Origin of the sequence: Sphingomonas sp. H160509 (assembly GCF_024124765.2) — a bacterium.
Lineage (GTDB): Bacteria > Pseudomonadota > Alphaproteobacteria > Sphingomonadales > Sphingomonadaceae > Sphingomonas.
In genome coordinates this window covers 98565-116064 of record NZ_JAMXSR020000003.1, presented here as the reverse complement: position 1 = coordinate 116064, position 17500 = coordinate 98565, and the positions used below count along the sequence as shown (strand labels likewise).

Below are 17500 nucleotides of genomic sequence, written 5' to 3'. Positions count from 1 at the left end.
ATAACCTAGCGGATCAAAGATTACTAGGCAGCGCTATTTTTCTTTCTTTTTTTAACTTACCATAATCGGACATTATGGTAACTACAGCGATGTGATATGACGGCGAAATGCAGGGTAAAACGGACCAGCGGGCAGGTGCGGTATGAGCGAGATCGTTGTGCATTGCACCGACGGGGAGGGGTTGCCGGTCCGCGCGCGGCGTGGGTTGGTCGAGCCGATCGATGCTCGCGTGACGCGGTTGCTGGGCCTCGCGCTGCCCGCTGACATTGGCCCTGTCAGCGAGATCGGCTTCGCCGCGCAGCTTGGCGCTATGGCCGCGGCGAGCAAGGCGGCACTGGCTTCAGATCTCGCCTGCTATCTGCGCTGGTGTGAGGACACTCGTATCGTGCCGCTGCCCGCCGAGCCCGAGAATCTGGTCCGCTACATCTCCATGCTAGAAACGCGGGGCGCCAAGCCCGCAACGGTGGCCCGGCGGGTTGCCAGTCTCGCCACCGCACACGCCCTGTCAGGCCTGCAGGAGAGGGGGCATGCACCGACGAGCCACGTCATGGTCCGTGCGGCACTCAAAGGCCTGCGCCGGCGTCGTGGCGCTGCTCAACGCCAAGCGGCGCCGTTGCGCTTCGGGGCCTCGCTAGATCCCCATACCAAGGGGTTCACGCTGACCGCGCTGCTCGGCGCCTGTGGCGGCGATCTGCAGGGGCTGCGTGATGCCGCGCTGCTATCACTGGGCTATGACGCTGGACTGCGCGTCAGCGAGCTGGTCGCCGTTACCGTCGCGCATATCGATCCGCACAGCGATGGCTCGGCGCTCCTGTTCATCCCGTCGTCCAAGACCGATCAAGAAGGGCAGGGGGCTTGGGGCTGGCTGTCAGCCGATACGATGCGCCGGGTCGGCGCCTGGCTGGTCGCGAGCGCCATCACCGAGGGGCCGGTCTTCCGCCGCGTCGGGGTCGATCGGCGCCGTCTGCGCGCCGCGGTTCCGCCGATGGCGTACGAAGCGATCCCGGGGCACACGCGGCACTGGCAGGAGAAGCTGAAGGGCAAGAAGGCCGAACCGGCGCGGACGGTCTATACCGTTGGTACGGCCTCACTGAGCCGGCAGGGCGTCAACGGGATCTATCGGCGGGTGGCGCTGAGTGCATTTGATCAGGGGGCTGGTCGAGATGCCGATCGCCAAAGTCGAGGAGGCCGCGCGCGCGTTGTCGAGCCATTCGCTGCGCGTTGGGCTGACGCAGGATCTGTTTGCCGCCGGCGAGGACGGCGTTGGCATTGCCCAGGCGCTCCGTTGGTCGTCGCCGTCGACGGCACTGCGCTATGGGCGGAAGCTTGCCGCCAGGAGCAATGTTGCGGCGCGTGTACTCTCTCGCATCAGGAGCTGAAGGCGAGGAACCGACGGCCGCATCGGCTTGGCAACGTAGTAACGCGATTGAACGCCTATGGTCGATTACGGCAGCAAGCGGTTTGAATATCGACTCTGTAATCAGCAATCGAGTTCTCGCCGGATTTTCCGATCGGATTCCGGAAACAGCATCCAAAACGGATGTTTTGATATACGGGTTTTATTTATGCTTTAAAGAATTATAAATCGGCGTTGTGATACGCTCTGTTTCCATGGGACTTTCTGAAACCGATCCATATCACGGAGGCGATGATACAGTAACCGTACTGCTTCATCTTCAGAACGTCATTCTGAAAATGATTGCCAAGGGCGCCGGACTCACACCAACGTGTACCACGCTGTGTGTAGAAGTAGAGCGGATCCTCCCTGACGTAATCTGTTCGGTTTTAACAGTCGATGTGGCAGGCCTGCTTCATCCGCTAGCTGGCCCGAGCCTTCCGGAAGTATACTCCCAAGCCTTGGATGGCTTGTCAGTCGGCCCATTAGCCGGCTCCTGCGGAACTGCTGCCTATCTAAAGACAGAAATTACCGTCGTTGATATCGAGACCGACGTCCGCTGGGCGCAGTTCAAACATCTCGCACTTCCCCACGGGCTCCGCGCCTGCTGGTCCAGTCCGATATGTGATACAGACGGTCGCGCGATCGCGACGTTTGCTTTTTATTATCGTAACCCCCGCGGACCGACGGCCTTCGAACGCGAGGTGGTGGCTAACTGCGTTAACCTCACGCAAATCGCTATCGAGCGACATGAGCGTGTCCTCGAGCACCAACGCCGCGCTTTTACCGACGCCTTGACCGGTTGCCCAAATCGGGCCGCTTACCATGCCGCACTATCCAAACTCGAAGGCGCTGCGGTGGGCAGTTGGGCGCTGTTCGTTCTGGATCTCGATAATCTCAAGGTCGTGAATGACACGTTCGGGCATCATGCGGGTGACGAGCTTCTTCAGATCGCCAGCGACAGGATCTCAGCAGCGGTGAGCCCCGGGCGAACGTTTCGCGTCGGGGGCGACGAGTTTGCAGTCATTCTCCAGGCTCCTGAAGCGCTTTGTAACCTGGCGAAAATCGCTAATGACGTTCTAGGCGCGCTTTCGGTTGCTGCCGACTGCGGCGGGCATAGCATCGTCCCTCGCGCTACCATCGGAGGTGCTACGTTTTCATCGGACGACGCGGGGGTTGGAAGTGTTCGGCAGAATGCCGACTTTGCCCTCTACCACGCCAAGGGAAACCGGTCGTGGTGGTTTTGTACGATACTGGGCAGGGCTCCGCTCGAACATGACGCGGCGCATGGGCGCAATCAGGGACCTCAGCGCGGCTTTGCGAGAGGACCGGATCGAGGCGCACTATCAGCCGATCTTCCGACTAGACACGCGCGAGATCGTAGGCCTGGAAGCGCTTTGCCGCATGCGCATCGGCGACAACCTGGTCTCGGCTGCCGCCTTTCATGAGGCGACTGCCGACGCCCAGGTTGCGACTTCGCTCACTGCCCGGATGATGGCGCTTGTCGCGGCTGACCTACGCCGATGGCTGGATTTGGGTATTCCGTTCCAACACGTCGGTATCAACGTCTCGTCTGCGGATTTAAGTGGCGGTGCCGTAGGACAGGTTCTCTCCGCAGCGCTCGAGCGCGAACAGGTCCCTCTCGATCACGTCATTCTCGAGGTAACCGAGACGGTGTACATGGGACGTGGCGACCAAGCGATCCAGCGCGCGATCAGGGCGTTACGCGCTGACGGTATACGTATCGCGCTGGACGATTTTGGAACGGGTTTCGCATCGCTGACGCACCTGCTCACCGTTCCCGTCGATGTCATCAAGATCGACAAACTGTTCGTTGACCACCTGGAACCCGACGGTGTCAGCGTAACCATCGTCGAAGGCCTTATCCGTACCGCGAAAAAGATGGGCATCAGGATCGTCGCCGAGGGGATAGAAACTGAAGAACAAGTCGAACAGCTTCGCGCAATCGGCTGTGCGTTAGGGCAGGGGTACATCTTCTCACCCGCAGCCAATCGCGATACTACGACCGCCCTTCTCCTTGAGCACGCGCAGGGCATCGCGCCCAAGGCGGTGAAAAACTAAGCGGCAGGGGATAGGATCCATCAGTCTAAGGTGCTGTACGTCACCGGCGACGGTGACGTTGAATGCCGGAAAGTATTGATTGTCGCAGCGGCGTATTGCCGCGGGTCAGCGGTTAATCCGATACGGCCGCGAACATTTCCTAGGCCAGGACTTTTGTGGTTGCCGCCCGTGATGCAAGAGGTTTCTGACCGTGTGGGTTAGTGATCGAATGCGGTCTTCTGTCAGGCCTTTTGAGACGGCATTCAAAGCCGCTGGCTGGTATGGCGATCCGCGAAGCAGATCCAAATTTCATTGGCGAGCTGTAGCACTCTGAGTCCTAAACTGGTTTTTCTAATCCAGATCTGTTCCATTGTTTTGCTCAATCGGGTCGTCGCCTTCTTACACTCCCGTTTATTCGGCCTCAGGCAGAACTTGCAGCATAACGTCATGCTGCTTCTGCCTATGCTGCAACTCGATAATCCTCATTTTTCGTCAGCATCGCCCACGACGTCCGTGCCATCTTGTTGGAAGGCGATCGCCACGAGCATTCGCAACTTCTGCGATATAATTCGTGCTCGGCTCGTCAAGCATTCCGGGATCTAGAAGAATTTGTATGTATCTAACGGAAGGCAATTAACTAACTCGAAAACCTTAACTGCGAAGCATGCTGGAACAAGGAGTTCCGGATGCGACCCGATGCAAAGGCACTATTATCAAGGTTGGGGCAGCGCGATTTTCAGTATCGCCAGTTTGCCGATCCAATTGCAGACGTTGAGCCGTGGCCGTTGTTCGCGGCATTGCTAGAGGACGAGCGTGTCGTCGGCCGAGCCGAACGCGCAAAGGAAGAAAGGGCATCTGCCGCAAATTTCCTGAGTGATTACGATGATATGTCGGGGCGCGGCGACCCTAGCCAACGTCAGGGCGGCAGCTTGCGCGCGTTCCTGTCCGGCCTTTCCGACGACAGTACGGAGCGCCGCTGATGCCGTTAATTCTGTGCCATTCACCCGTCGGCGGTGTTGGAACCACGTTCATGACCGCCCGTCTCGCGCTCGGCCTTGCAGCACGGGGGCACGACGTCTCCGCGATTGATTTTACACATGCCGACGCGTTGAAGCTGTTCTTCGGGATGCTCCCTGCGCAGGAAATCCCGGCGATGACCGATGCCACGACCGAAGGCATCGTCGTCGACGGCGTCGAATTGCTGTCGGGCTATGCCGCCGTCCAGAGCGGCGCGTTCGGGCGCCTGATGGCGCGGTCGGGCGCGTCGCCGTTCGATAGCGAGCGTATTGTGATCGCCGATGTCGCCTGTGCGGACCTCGCGCTGAAGACCAGCCTGTTGCCGCACGCCGCGCTGCACCTGTGCACGCTCGTGCCGCAACCGACATCGCTCGCGGCATTGGCGAAGGTCCAGCCGGGTACGCCGACGATCGACCTCGAACAGACCGTGTTCGTTCTCAACCAGGTCGACGACACGCGCAAATTGTCGCGCCATTCGCAGATATTCCTGCGCGCGTTGTTCGGCGATAATCTGATCGCGACTGTGCGCCGCGACGAGGCAGTGAACGAGGCGCTGGCATCGTTCCAGCCGATCGTGCGCTACGCCAAGCAGAGCGTGGTGCTGCCTGATCTCGAAGCCATGACCGACGCAATCCAGGCCCGTTGCGGCCTTACCGCCGTCTCGGAGCCGGCGGAATGACGCGCGGATCGGTCCGCAAGGCCTTTCGTGCCGATACGCTTGGCATCACAGTCGCCGCTCTGCTGACGCTGGTCGTCGTGACGGTGCCGCTGGATATGAAATCGCAGTGGATCTTTGCTAGCGTGTCGATCCTGGGCGCGATCGTGCTCGGGCGGTCGAAGTCGCGTCGTGGGACGCTGGTGCTCGCCCTGCTGTCGCTGGTCGTATCGACGCGTTATCTGTTCTGGCGGACCACCGCGACGCTCGAATTCGAAAGCGCGCTGGGCACGGTACTCGGCATGGGACTGTACCTCGCCGAACTTTATGCGTGGGTCATCCTCGCGCTCGGCGTGCTCCAGACTGCGTGGCCGCTCGATCGCCAGTCGGTCGAGCCGGAGGGCGAACCGCACGAATGGCCGACCGTCGACGTCTATATTCCGACCTACAATGAAAGCCTGGAGATCGTCCGGACGACCGTGCTCGCGGCGCTCGACATGGATTACCCGCGCGATCGCTATCACGTTTACCTGCTCGACGACGGTCGCCGGCCTGAATTCCGCGCGTTCGCGCGGTCTGTCGGCTGCGGCTACATCACGCGCGCCGATAACAACCATGCGAAGGCGGGCAATCTGAACGCCGCGATGTCGAACACCGAAGGCTCGCTGATCGCGATCTTCGACTGCGATCACGTCCCGACGCGCGCCTTCCTGCAGATGACGGTCGGCTGGTTCCAGCGCGACAAAAAACTCGCGCTCGTCCAGACGCCGCATCACTTCTATTCGCCCGATCCGGTCCAGCGTAACCTGGGCTCGGTCCGCGACCTGCCGGGCGAGGGCGACCTGTTCTACGGCGCGGTTCAGCGCGGCAACGATCTGTGGGACGCCGCTTTCTTCTGCGGGTCGTGCGCGATCATACGCCGCGCGGCGCTTGCCGACACCAATGGATTCGCGTTCGAGACCGTCACGGAGGATGCGCATACCGCGCTGCGCCTGCAACGCATGGGCTGGTCGACCGCGTATCTCGGCATCCGCCTGTCGGCCGGACTCGCGACCGAGCGGCTGGTGCTGCACATCGGGCAGCGTATCCGCTGGGCACGTGGGATGACGCAGATCCTGCGCATCGACAATCCGTTGTTCGGTCGTGGCCTGAGCTTGCAACAGCGGTTTTGCTACCTCAACGCGATGCTGCATTTCCAGTTTCCGCTGCCGCGCATCGCCTTTCTGACCAGCCCGCTCGCATATCTCATCCTCGGCGAGAACATCATTCATGCGTCTGCCGGGATGATCTTCGCCTATGCCGCAGCGCACCTCTATTGCGCGCAGGTATCGGGCGGTCGGTTGCAGGGCGGCGATCGCCGTCCGTTCTGGGGAGAAGTGTACGAGACTATCCTCGCGTTCCACCTCGTCAAGCCTACGCTGGTAACGCTGTTCCGCCCACATGGCGGCAAGTTCAATGTGACGGACAAGGGGTCGCTACTCGACAAGACGCATTTCGATACCGCCACCGCTAGACCTCACCTGATTTGCATCGGCCTGGTGCTGTTCGGCATCATGTTTGGCGTCGTCAAATACCTGTTCTTTGCGCATCTGTTCAACATCCAGGGCGATACGCTGGTGCTGAACACGGTATGGGCGGTCTTCAGCCTCGTCATCCTGCTTGCTGCCGTTTCGGTCGCACGCGAGACGCGGCAGGTCCGCGAGTACATCCGCATTCCCGTCCAGTTGCCGGCGACGCTCTATTTCAGCGACGGCCATGTCGTCGATGCGGAAACGATCGACCTTTCGATGGGCGGTCTTGCGATCACCGCGCCACCGGGCGTGACGCTCGCCGACCGCGAGGTCACCCACGTCGCGCTGCCGATGGGGGATGAAGTGCTCACCCTCCCAGTCGAAACGCAACTTATCGACAAGACCTTGGTCACCATGCGGTTTCTGGAACTCGACATGCTTCAATTACGTCAACTCGTACGCGCCGTCATGGGCCGCAACGATGCCTGGGAACCGGAAGCGCCACGGGCTCCGATCTCAACGCTGCGCTCGCTCCGCGACATTCTGGTCGTAGATCTCGTCACACTCAAACGCTTGCTCGGCCTAAACCGCGCAGAACGCCATCGCGAACGGATCCGGCTAAAGGCAGTAACCGCCGCGCTGGCCGCCGCCGCGTTGGTGATGAGCGTCGGCCTGCCGCAGCCGGTCGCCGCGCAGGCTCCAACCGTACCGGTGTCCGCACCCGAAGCACCGGGTGGTATCCGCCAGGAGCGCCTGACGCTACGCGACCTGCGTATCCGCAGCGCGATCCGGCTTGCCGGCACCCGCGGCGAGATCGCGATCCCGTTCGGGCTTCGCAGCAACGAGGTCGTCACGGCAGCCAACCTGACGCTCGCGCTCGCCTGGTCCCCTGCATTGCTGCCGGATCTGAGCCAGTTCGTCGTGATCCTGAACGGCGAGGTCGTCCGTACGGTTCGGCTCACCCCCCGACGGTGCCGGCGGTCAGCAGCTCACGATGGCGGTCAATCCCGCGCTGTTCCTGCCGGGCGACAACCAGCTCAACCTGCGCCTGATCGGTCACTACACCCGCGATTGCGAGGATCCGTTCCACAGCTCGCTCTGGGCGAACGTCAGCAATACGCGCTCGGCGCTCGACCTGACGATCCAGCGTCTCCCGCTCGGGCCGGATCTTGCACGGCTGCCGTCGCCATTCTTCGATCGCGCCGACAATCTGCCGCTCAACCTGCCGTTCGTGTTCGGTGCGGCGCCGTCGAATGGCGAACTTGAGGCCGCGGCCAGCGTCGCATCCTGGTTCGGACGGCTCGCCAGCTATCGCGGGTTCGCGTTCAAGCCGAGCTATGGCCGCATCCCGCGCGGCAACGCGATCGTCTTCCTGCGTCCCGGCATGCGCGTCGGCAGCTACGTTCCGACCATCGCCGGGCCATCGGCACAGGTGATCCGCAATCCGTTCGACGGTTTCGGCCAGCTGCTGCTGGTGATGGGCCGCGACGAACGCGAACTGAAGCTTGCCGCCGCCGCGCTCGCGACTGGGCGAGGCACGATCGGTGGCGCCGCGGCCTCGTTCGACGGCGTCCGCATCCCGACCTACGCGCGCTACGCCGCACCCCGCTGGCTCCGCTCGGACCGTGCCGTCAAACTGGGCGAGATCATGGACCCCCGCGCCCTGCAGGGCGTCGGCCTGCCACCGGGCCCGCTGACTGCCGCCTTCCGCACCGCACCCGACCTGTTCTTCTGGCCGCGGGGTGGCGCATCGCTCGACCTGCGCTATCGCTATCCGTCGGCGACGTGGCTCGACCGTCGGGCTTCGCGGCTCGATATCTCGATCAACAACCAGTATCTGCGGACGCTCCCGCTTGCCGGCGCGGCATGGTGGAAGGCGCTGATCGGCGGCCAGGACGGCGCATCGTCGAGCCAGGCTCGCGCAAAAGTCGAACTGCCGAACTATAATCTGTTCGGCCAGAACGAGCTGATCTTCGATTACAACCTGATCCTCGGCACCAAGAAGAAGTGCGAGGGCACGCTGCCCGAGAACGTCCATGTTGCGATTGACCCGGACAGCGCGATCGACCTGACGCACGCCTATCATGCGCAGCGGATGCCGAGCCTCGCGACGTTCGCGAACGCAGGCTATCCCTTCACGATCAGTCCCGACTTGGCCGAGACCGTCGTCGTCGTCCCCGCCTCGCCCGACCTTGGTATCGTCGAGGCGTTCCTGGCGATGATGGGCCGCTTCGGCGACTCGACCGGTGCCGCCACCACGGGGGTAACTGTCACGCAGGCAGCTGACGGCGACCGGCTTGAAGGGCATGACGTGCTGGTCATCGGTATCCCGCAGACCGCCGGCGCGTCCGCGTTGTTCGCCGGTGCGCCGGTGCGGATTGAGAACGGCAGACTGCGCGTGGTAGAACGCAATCCGATCGAGCGCGTCTTCGGGCTGATCTCTCCCTACGGTGATAGTGACGTGACCGAGACCAACGCGTTTCTTACGACCGCAGCGCGCTTCGAAGGTTTCGTCAGCTTCCGATCACCGTTTGATAGCGCACGTACGGTCGTTGCGATGCTCAGCACGGATCCAACCGACTTGCCAGAGCTTATCCAAGGTCTCGCAGAGCAGCGAATTAATGCGCAGGTGCAAGGCGATCTATCAGTAACCAATGGCGAGGGCATGCGCAGCTTTGCGGTCGGTCAGACTTACTGGTCCGGATCGCTGCCGGTATGGATGCGGATTGGCTGGTGGTTCAGCGAACGACCGCTGCTGATGGCGCTAAGCGGCTTGCTTATCGCGCTCCTGCTGGCAGGGCCTCTATATTTGCTGCTGTCGCGTCAGCAGCGGCGTCGCCTGGGTTCGGAGGACGCGGCATGATCCGCTTCACCACGCTAGCGCTATTAATGGCGGGCATAGCTTTGCCAGCGCTTGTCCAACCAGTGGCCGCGCAGGTCGCCGGTGTCGGTGCGCTCGTCCAGCAGGGACGGTATTGGCAATCGCGCGGTCGCATGGACTTGGCGCGGGTCGCCTATCGTCGTGCGCTCGCAATCGATCCGTCAAACGTTGAAGCTCGTCGTGCCTTGTCTGCATCAAGTGCCCCGGCCCCGGCACCTATTGCACGGCCCAGCAAGGGGCCAGCGCAGGTTCCGTCGAGCATGACCGGTGCCGAACCCGCGCCAGCAACTGCCTTGCGAGCGGTGCCGGCGACGGCCCCGGCACGCAGAGCAGTACCGACACCGTTGGACCGCGGTGGGGATTCACGCGCGGCGGGCTTCCGCTCGCTCGACCAAGGCAATCTCGTACAAGCGCAACGCCAATTCGAGGCGGCGCTTGCCAATAACCGTAACGATGCTGATGCGGCAGGGGGCCTTGGCATCGTCCGGTTGCGGCAGTCGCGCTTTGCTGAGTCGGCCAGCCTCCTGTTGCGCGCCTCGGCACGTGGCAATCGGTCGCGCTGGTCGGAGGCACTTGCGTCCGCGCAGTTCTATGCGGGGCTCGGCAACGCTCGCGCGCGTCTCGCAGGCGGTGATGTCGCCGGCGCACAGACCCAGGCCGAGGCGCTCGCGCGTACCGACGTCAAGGATCGCGGCCCTGCGCTGGCGCTGCTTGCTGACATCTATGAACGCCAAGGTCGCTACGCGGACTCGGCTGATCTTGCACGCCAGGCGGGTTCGGCAGGCGGCAGCGCGTCGCAGCTCGAAAGCCGCGTGGTACGCAACGACGCGTTGCAGGCAGCGACGCACGGCGATCCTGCAAAGGCAGATGCCCTGTTCCAGCGTGGGCTGCTGCTCGACCCAACGGACCCGTGGATCCGCTACGAATATGCGCGGTACATGATCGAGCAGGGCCGTGCCCCGGAAGCCGAGGCACTGATCCAGTCGATCCAGACAATCGGTACCGCCGACGCGTTGTATGCTGCAGCGATGCTCCACAACGAACGTAGTCGGCAGGTACAGGCAACGTCGTTGCTGTCGCGGTTGACCGAAGCGCAGAAGACGCCGGCGATACGTCGTTTCGAGGCGCAAATCGCGGTGGACTCTGCCGTTGCGCGGGCCAAGGCGATCGCGGCACAGGGCCGGGGCGGTGAGGCGATTACGACGTTGCGCCAGATCGGCTCGACCCCGACGTTAGGCGCTGCATCGCTCGCAGCGATTGCCGGAGGCCTGAATGATCTCGGCGATCAGGCTGGCGCCATTCCGCTAGCTGAGCGCGCGTTAGCCGCAAACCCTACAGCCGCAGCGGATTATGAGCCGATCGTTCGGGTGCTGGCGCAGACCGGGCAGGATGCTGCGGTTGCTAGCGTGATCGATCGTGCGCGGACGGCATCGGCTGGATCCGCTTCAGGTGCCCAGGCAATTGCGCGTCTCGAGGGAATCGCGGCATCATCGCAGGCGGACCGGATGCGTTTGACGGGCCAGAACGCACAGGCGTTCGACCTACTGCAACAGGCATGGACCGCGTCGCCGGGGAATGTCGATGTGCTGAGTGCGCTCGGCAGATTATACCAGTCGGGCAACATGTCCTCGCAGGCGGCGCAGACGTATCAGATGGTGCTCACGACAAATCCGCGGGACAAGGGCGCATTGATCGGCTTGATCGGCAGTGCTGGCGCCGGCGGCAATCACGACGTCGCCGCCGCCACCGTTAACCGCGCGCTTACTGCCTATCCAGACGATTACGAGATCTACGCGGCTGCCGGTCAGATGGAGCAAGCTCGCGGTGATCAGGGAGCGGCAAAACGCTATCTGCGTCGTGCCGAGGCAGCCTATGCCGCCCGCTCCGGCGCCGGTGCCGTGCTGAGCGGGACTAATCCGTTCGCCGCGGGCATGGGTTCGGGAAATCCCTTCCGCCAGGCGGAACAGGTGCCGGTCGTTGCGGCAAACCCGTTTGCATTGAGCGCTGGGCCGATCCCGACTTCCAAGCCCGGCCGCTCTTCGACGCCGATGGCCTTCACCGTGGCGCCCGGATACGGCGCAGGCTTGCCCGGTGTTTCGATACCAACTGGGTTTGCGCCAGGTAGCTATGCGTCCTCAAACAACGCGGTGCCGCAGGCCGGCGTTGCAGGCGGCGATGCCACGCTGATCCGCCTGCGCGACGATATCGCCCGGTTAAGCGACGACACCGGTCCGCGCGCGGAAATGAAGCTCGGCTTTCGCGAGCGCTCTGGCGAGACGGGCGTGAGCGAATTGCGTGAATTGTCGGGCACTGCAACGCTTTCCACGGGTGTCGCTGGTGGTCGCGTATCCGTGTCGGCGACACCGGTCGTGATCGATTCCGGCCGCCCAACCGGCTCCGCGCTTGCTCGGTTCGGCCGTAACGCCACGCCGGAGGCGCAAGGGATCGTCAACGCGTTACCTTCAGCTCTTGTCCAAGCCGATACCCAGCACGCCTCCGGCGTCGCTGTTTCGGCATCGTACGACAGCCCCGGCGTGCGGATCGAGGTCGGATCGACACCGATCGGGTTCCACAATACCGAAATGACGTGGGGCGTGACGGCTAAACCGAAAATTTCCCGGACGGTAACGGCGCAAGGCTGGGTGAAGCGCGAGCCAGTGACCGACAGCATTGTGTCCTACGCTAGCACGCGGGATCCCGTCACCGGCGCGCGCTGGGGTCAAGTCATGCGGACCGGAGGCGGAGCATCGCTCTCGTGGGACAGCGACGGGACGGGCGTCTATGCCGACGTGTCGGGTTATCGTTATGCCGGTGAAGCGGTTCGAAAGAACCGTGGTTACCAGGCGAATGCGGGTGGCTATCTGCCTGTTTACCGCGACGAGCGTTCGACGCTCACTGGCGGCCTCAACCTTAACTGGCAGGCGTTCGACAACAATCAGAACTACTTCACCTACGGTCATGGCGGCTATTTCAGCCCGCAGAGCTTCCTAAGCATGAGCGTACCGATCCGGTATGCGTACAATTCAAGGCGTTGGGAGGGGCGTTTCGGCGTTGCGCCAGGTTATCAAAGCTTCGAACAGGATCGAGCGCCAATCTATCCGACCGATCCTGACGCGCAGGCCGAACTTGACGCGTTGAAGGCGCGGAATTCTGATGTCCGCTCTTATTACGACAGCCTGAGCAACACCGGTTTTGCCTTCTCGGCGGACGGGTCATTGTTTTACCGTTTGAACCCGAACACCCGGATAGGCGCCTCGGCCAGTGCCAACACGTTCGGGACCTATGACGATTACCGATCGACTTTCGAATTGCGCCAGTCCTTGGGGGGCGCCAAATGAACGCAATGACTGAATGGTCCACCGACAACGCGACCGAAACCACTGCTGCATCCCTGTTGCTGGGCAACATCGTCGCCGAAGTCGGGGGCGGCGCCACCACCGCGCAGCGACGCGCGTTCTTCCGCGCGGTCGGCGCACGGATCGCAGGCGCGCATCCGGTCGGCGACGCGCAGGATATCGCTGCGCTCGCCGCCTCGATCAACCGGTTGTGGCGCGAGCACGACTGCGGCGAAGTACGGTTCGAACTGGCCGAGGACGGCCTGCTAATCACGCATACCGGCTTCGCCCGTCGGCTGGCACCGATTCTCGGCGGTGCAACCGAACAGACCCTGCGACCGTTGCTGGAGGGAGCGTATGACGCCTGGCTGCATACGCTCGGCAGTGGTGCCGATCTAACGACACGCACCCTGTGGTGGAGCGATACAGAGGTGCGACTGAAGCATGGACGTTGATCGTCGCCACGTCATGGTCGGGATGGCCGGTCTGGCCATCGCAGGGTGCAGTAACGCACGCACACTGGACGACCGAACACTTACCTCCGAGAACAGCTCAACGCAGAACCTCGCGGCAGTTGAGCCAACTACCCTACCGGCGACCGGCACAAACGGCGTGAGCTGGGCGACGTTCAAGCAGCGGTTCGTGGCGGACGACGGCCGGATCGTCGATAACGGCAATGGCGACGTCAGCCACAGCGAAGGCCAGAGCTATGGGCTGCTGTTGTCGCAGGCTGCCGGCGACCGCGTGGCGTTCGATAAGATCCTCGGCTGGACCGAAGCCAAGCTCGCCCGGCCGGATGTCCCGCTATACGTTTGGCGCTATGATCCGCGCTCGGCCAATCCTGTAGCCGATCGTAACAACGCGACCGATGGCGACCTGCTCATCGCCTATGCTTTGGCAGAAGCGACGAAACGATGGCACGAGCCACGCTATGCTGCGCGTTCCCGGGTGATCGTGGATGCGATTGCCACCCGCCTCGTGAAGACGGTCGGCGGCAGAATGATCTTGCTGCCAGGGTTGGACGGGTTCTCGACCGCCGCGCGAACGACGATTAACCCGTGCTATTATGTCTGGCCTGCGCTCGATCTATTCGTCAAGACAGGCAACGCGGCGGTCTGGCGACAGGTTATCACCGACGGCGAAGCCTTGATTGCGGCATCACAGTTCGGTGCGCACCGCTTGCCCACCGACTGGATCGACGTCTCGAACGTCGGAGCGGTCTCCCCGGCAGTAGATAAACCTCCGCGGTTCGGCTTCGACGCCATTCGCGTGCCGCTTTATGCCAACGTTTCAGGTCGCAATGCGCTGGTCGTGCCGATCAGAACCTTTTGGAGGCAGTTGCCGGTTGAACGAATACCCGCTTGGACCAACGTCATTACCGGCCAAGTTGCGGAATATCCATTGTCGACCGGCGGCCAAGCCGTCGTGAACCGCGTGCTTGGGACCCCATCAACGCATGTGCTTTCGACAGATTACTACGCTGCGGCACTGCAGTGCCTAGCTGAGGTTTTCGCTTGAGTGGTGGCGTCAATCGTATTTAACCCTACGGTTCCGGGTCCTCATCTTCCCCATCCTGCATCAGCTTTTGAGTTTAAGCTCGCGAACGATCCAGTTATTACGGGCTTGCCAATTGACCGAGAAATACACGTAAGCGAATTTGACGTTGAGGTGTGCGAATTAAACGCGGACTGCCCATTATTCAAATTTAACATGAGCTGTGGAGCACGAAAAGCAGGCCGGGGTATGACCGCGGTATCATAGCTTTATAAGCAGCAGGTTTCGAATCAGGCAGATACCGTCGGTAATTGCCTACTATTGTCGACACAGGCTGCACCTAACAATGGCCCGGCTTCCGTTTCAAGGAAGCCAGGCCCTTGGGTTATTCCGCTGCTGCTTCTTCCACCTCGCGCTTGCGCGGAGTCGGAGCGGACTTTGCGTCTGCCTGAGCTGCATTCGTCTGGCCAGGTTTGCGACCTAGGCCAATGCTCTTGGCCATCGTGCGACGCGCTTCTGAATAGGTAGGAGCAACCATGGGGTAATCAGCCTTCAGGCCATAACGCTCGCGATACTCCACTGGCGTCATGCCGTTAGTCGCGAGGTGACGGCGCAGCGTCTTGTACGGCTTGCCATCGATCATGCTGATGATGTGATCGGGGCTGGCGAGCGACTTACGAGCCGTCACCGCCGGAGTGTATTCTTGAGCAAGTGCCTCTGGCTCGGCAGCCGTCGCGTTTCCGCCAACCAGCACCGAAACAGTTTCGTACATTTTGTTCAGGAAGGCCGGAACGTAGTCAGCATTGGTACGCGTGTTGGGGTTGGCTAACCAAGCGATCGTTAATTCCGTGGCGAGTTCAACAGGGTTTAGGTCGAGGGCAGGATCGGACATAGAAGTCTCCATTTCTGGAAGCGCATCTAGGTAGTGGATTGGTATCTGGCAATCTCTGACGGCGTTTGAATGGCTCTTTGCGGCGCAGTGCCGTTTTCAACCGGATATGTATCGTATCACGTTGGCAGTTAGTGACGTGCTTCCCAATTTCAGGCCGCTGAAAATTCAGCTGTCGTATCCATATGCCCTTGGCGGGCGGTTCGTAAACTCGGCGAGTGCCAACCCGCCAACGCTGCTGTGCGGAGGCACGTTGTTTTCGTCCGTACGCCATGACTCGATGATCCCTTTGGCCGCAGCCTCGGGAACAGGTGCTCGTTGAGGCACTTGTCGCGCAAGCAGATGCTGCCGATCCTGGTCATGCTGGTGGCGGGCCATCTGACAGGCCGCTCGGGCGGGCAGCAAGGTGGCCTTGGCGGGATCCTTGGATCTGTACTCGGCAGCCTGGGTGGCGCTGGAGTCGCAGGCGCTGCGCCCGGGGGCGGTCTTGGCGGCGGACTGGGGAGCATTCTTGGTTCGGTCTTTGGCGAGCGACGATAGAGCCGTCTGGAGATAAGACCCTCCTGCTCGATCAAACCGGCGGATTTGAGGTCCACGAACATCTCGTCGCCACTGGGCTACGGCACGGCGATACCTTCGACGGTATGACTAGGGAGCGCATGTGATGCGGAGACGGGGAAACAAGCGAGCTGGTCCTGTGGCAATTGTCATCTTCGTGATGATCGTGGCACTCGTCGTCACGATCTGCTGGCTCGCCGCGCAGGGCTTTCAGAAGGAGCCGAATGGACCGCCGCGTGGTAGTCGAACGCTGCCAGCGCAAGCAGCGCGGCGGACCGTAACTTCGACGCCTCCCAACGCTACTCCTGCCCGATAACGGAGACGACGGTTAAATTGGCGGTCTGAGGTCGGGGGGGCGCCGCGTAGGGTGCGGTCCCCCCCAGATAGGCTGGTTTAGTTGCGCAGGCTGTCGGGAACGATACCGCCGTTATCGGCAAGCTTCTGCATCACTGCCTTATGAAGGGCGATGTTCTGCTCGGCCGAGCCGTCGGCTGCTGCATGGACGTTCAGTTCGCTAGCGAGTTCCTTGCGAGCCGTCAGACTGGAATCCAGGTCCAGCAGCTTCAGAAGATCGACGATCGAGCTCTGGTAGTTGCCCCCCGCCATCTTTCATCGATGCCATCTCGCTGAGGACCGCACCGACATCGACGGACTGCTGAGCCGCTGCTGGGGCGGGCTGGTCGGTAGCGGTCGGCGCGGCTTGCGGTGCAGCCTGCGGCGCCGCAGCAGGAGCCTGAGCCGGCGCAGCGGCTGGCGCGGCTTTGTGATGGAAAACCTTGTTCATGATCGTGCTGAAGATGCTCATAGCCGTGTCCCGATAAGGCCGGCAGCTGCGCCGGCAGACGGCTAGAACGAACGCGCTTCAGGATCGGTCCGGAGTTCGTTGCTCGTGCGGAACGGTCCTCAGGAGGCACGCGTTGAGCAGGCAGCGGTAATATGCGAGCAGATGGAGAGTATGATGAACTTTAAGACCCTGGCACTGGTGTCGGCAGCGGCCCTGTCATTGGCCGCATGCGGCAAGAAGGCCGACGATACGACTGCCGTCGATAACAGCACCTACGCCAACACGACCGCCACGGACGTGAATGCAGCCGGTTCCAATGATGCCATGGCAGCACCGGCCTCAGGTGGGCAGGCTTTCGTCAACATGGCGGCTGCAAGCGATGCGTTCGAGATCGAGACCTCGAAGCTGGCCGTAACCAACGGCGCATCTGCTGCGGTAAAGAAGTTCGCTGGCCAGATGATCACCGCACATGAGGGGTCGACTGCGAAGCTGAAGGCACTGACGGCAACGCTGTCGCCTGCTCTGACGCCCAACCCGGCGCTAAGTGCTGAGCAGCAGCAGAAGCTTGCCGATCTGAAGACCAAGCAAGGCACTGATTTCGACACCGCTTACGCGGCTGCCCAGGTCGCCGGGCATCAGCAGACGCTCGATACGCTCAAGGGATATGCTGCAACCGGCGACGTGCCCCAGCTGAAGACGTTTGCGTCGGGTCTGGCACCCACGGTCGCAGCGCATCTCAACATGGCGAAAGCGCTCAAGTCCTGAGGTAGCGTCCCAGACGATGAAGTATGAAGCCGAGAGGGACGCCAAGTGTGCCTCTCGGCTTTGCCCGTCCTGACGTCAGGAAGGATACAACGAAAAATGCTTCGTGCCGGGTCTCGACGTCACCGATACGCGAGCCCCGGCAGGAAGGTTTCCG

General features: G+C 62.0%; 9 protein-coding genes and 4 pseudogenes. 11 read left to right on the top strand and 2 right to left on the bottom strand.

Annotated elements, in window-relative coordinates:
* Positions 1-142 precede the first annotated feature (142 nt).
* The 9 genes and pseudogenes from NHF48_RS22640 (at position 143) to NHF48_RS22600 (ending at position 14374) form a co-directional block, all read left to right on the top strand.
* Positions 143-1379: pseudogene (locus NHF48_RS22640) on the top strand (integrase).
* Between the two features lie 232 nt (positions 1380-1611).
* A pseudogene (locus tag NHF48_RS22635) lies at positions 1612-2565 on the top strand (diguanylate cyclase domain-containing protein); the annotation flags it as partial.
* Between the two features lie 106 nt (positions 2566-2671).
* On the top strand, positions 2672-3478 hold the full coding sequence (locus NHF48_RS22630; RefSeq protein WP_253072700.1) for an EAL domain-containing protein: 807 nt from the start codon (positions 2672-2674) through the stop codon (positions 3476-3478).
* A gap of 665 nt (positions 3479-4143) precedes the next feature.
* Positions 4144-4437 (top strand): hypothetical protein, encoded by a 294-nt coding sequence (locus tag NHF48_RS22625; protein WP_253072699.1) that lies wholly within the window; start codon positions 4144-4146, stop codon positions 4435-4437.
* Positions 4437-5153, top strand: a complete 717-nt coding sequence (locus NHF48_RS22620) for a cellulose synthase operon protein YhjQ/BcsQ (RefSeq protein ID WP_056484269.1) — start codon at positions 4437-4439, stop codon at positions 5151-5153. The genes NHF48_RS22625 and NHF48_RS22620 overlap by 1 nt, the downstream gene beginning before the upstream one ends.
* A pseudogene (gene bcsA / locus NHF48_RS22615) lies at positions 5150-9503 on the top strand (UDP-forming cellulose synthase catalytic subunit). Before NHF48_RS22620 ends, bcsA begins: the two are co-directional and overlap by 4 nt.
* Complete coding sequence (locus tag NHF48_RS22610) at positions 9500-12859, top strand: cellulose biosynthesis protein BcsC (RefSeq protein WP_253072698.1); 3360 nt, start codon at positions 9500-9502, stop codon at positions 12857-12859. Before bcsA ends, NHF48_RS22610 begins: the two are co-directional and overlap by 4 nt.
* 5 nt (positions 12860-12864) lie before the next feature.
* Positions 12865-13311 (top strand): cellulose biosynthesis protein BcsD, encoded by a 447-nt coding sequence (bcsD, locus tag NHF48_RS22605; protein WP_263817083.1) that lies wholly within the window; start codon positions 12865-12867, stop codon positions 13309-13311.
* Between the two features lie 22 nt (positions 13312-13333).
* Positions 13334-14374, top strand: a complete 1041-nt coding sequence (locus NHF48_RS22600) for a glycosyl hydrolase family 8 (protein ID WP_263817082.1) — start codon at positions 13334-13336, stop codon at positions 14372-14374.
* A 361-nt stretch (positions 14375-14735) separates the two neighbouring features.
* Here NHF48_RS22600 and NHF48_RS22595 read toward each other — a convergent pair whose 3' ends face one another.
* Positions 14736-15242: a MucR family transcriptional regulator gene (locus tag NHF48_RS22595; protein WP_253072695.1), complete on the bottom strand. Its 507-nt coding sequence runs from the start codon at positions 15240-15242 to the stop codon at positions 14736-14738.
* A gap of 324 nt (positions 15243-15566) precedes the next feature.
* Between NHF48_RS22595 and NHF48_RS22590 the strand changes: the two genes are divergently transcribed.
* Positions 15567-15779: a hypothetical protein gene (locus NHF48_RS22590; protein WP_263817081.1), complete on the top strand. Its 213-nt coding sequence runs from the start codon at positions 15567-15569 to the stop codon at positions 15777-15779.
* A gap of 411 nt (positions 15780-16190) precedes the next feature.
* Here NHF48_RS22590 and NHF48_RS22585 read toward each other — a convergent pair.
* A pseudogene (locus NHF48_RS22585) lies at positions 16191-16602 on the bottom strand (DUF3597 domain-containing protein).
* A 153-nt stretch (positions 16603-16755) separates the two neighbouring features.
* Here NHF48_RS22585 and NHF48_RS22580 point away from each other — a divergent pair.
* Positions 16756-17346, top strand: coding sequence for a DUF4142 domain-containing protein (locus NHF48_RS22580; protein ID WP_253072692.1), 591 nt, complete (start codon positions 16756-16758; stop codon positions 17344-17346).
* Positions 17347-17500 lie beyond the last annotated feature (154 nt).

Bases quoted from the DNA above. Each gene is read 5' to 3' on its own strand.
- NHF48_RS22620 (WP_056484269.1), top strand. From the start codon at position 4,437: ATGCCGTTAATTCTGTGCCATTCACCCGTCGGCGGTGTTGGAACCACG.
- bcsD (WP_263817083.1), top strand. From the start codon at position 12,865: ATGACTGAATGGTCCACCGACAACGCGACCGAAACCACTGCTGCATCC.
- NHF48_RS22580 (WP_253072692.1), top strand. From the start codon at position 16,756: ATGAACTTTAAGACCCTGGCACTGGTGTCGGCAGCGGCCCTGTCATTG.
- NHF48_RS22625 (WP_253072699.1), top strand. From the start codon at position 4,144: ATGCGACCCGATGCAAAGGCACTATTATCAAGGTTGGGGCAGCGCGAT.
- NHF48_RS22595 (WP_253072695.1), bottom strand. From the start codon at position 15,242: ATGTCCGATCCTGCCCTCGACCTAAACCCTGTTGAACTCGCCACGGAA.
- NHF48_RS22630 (WP_253072700.1), top strand. From the start codon at position 2,672: ATGACGCGGCGCATGGGCGCAATCAGGGACCTCAGCGCGGCTTTGCGA.
- NHF48_RS22600 (WP_263817082.1), top strand. From the start codon at position 13,334: ATGGCCGGTCTGGCCATCGCAGGGTGCAGTAACGCACGCACACTGGAC.
- NHF48_RS22610 (WP_253072698.1), top strand. From the start codon at position 9,500: ATGATCCGCTTCACCACGCTAGCGCTATTAATGGCGGGCATAGCTTTG.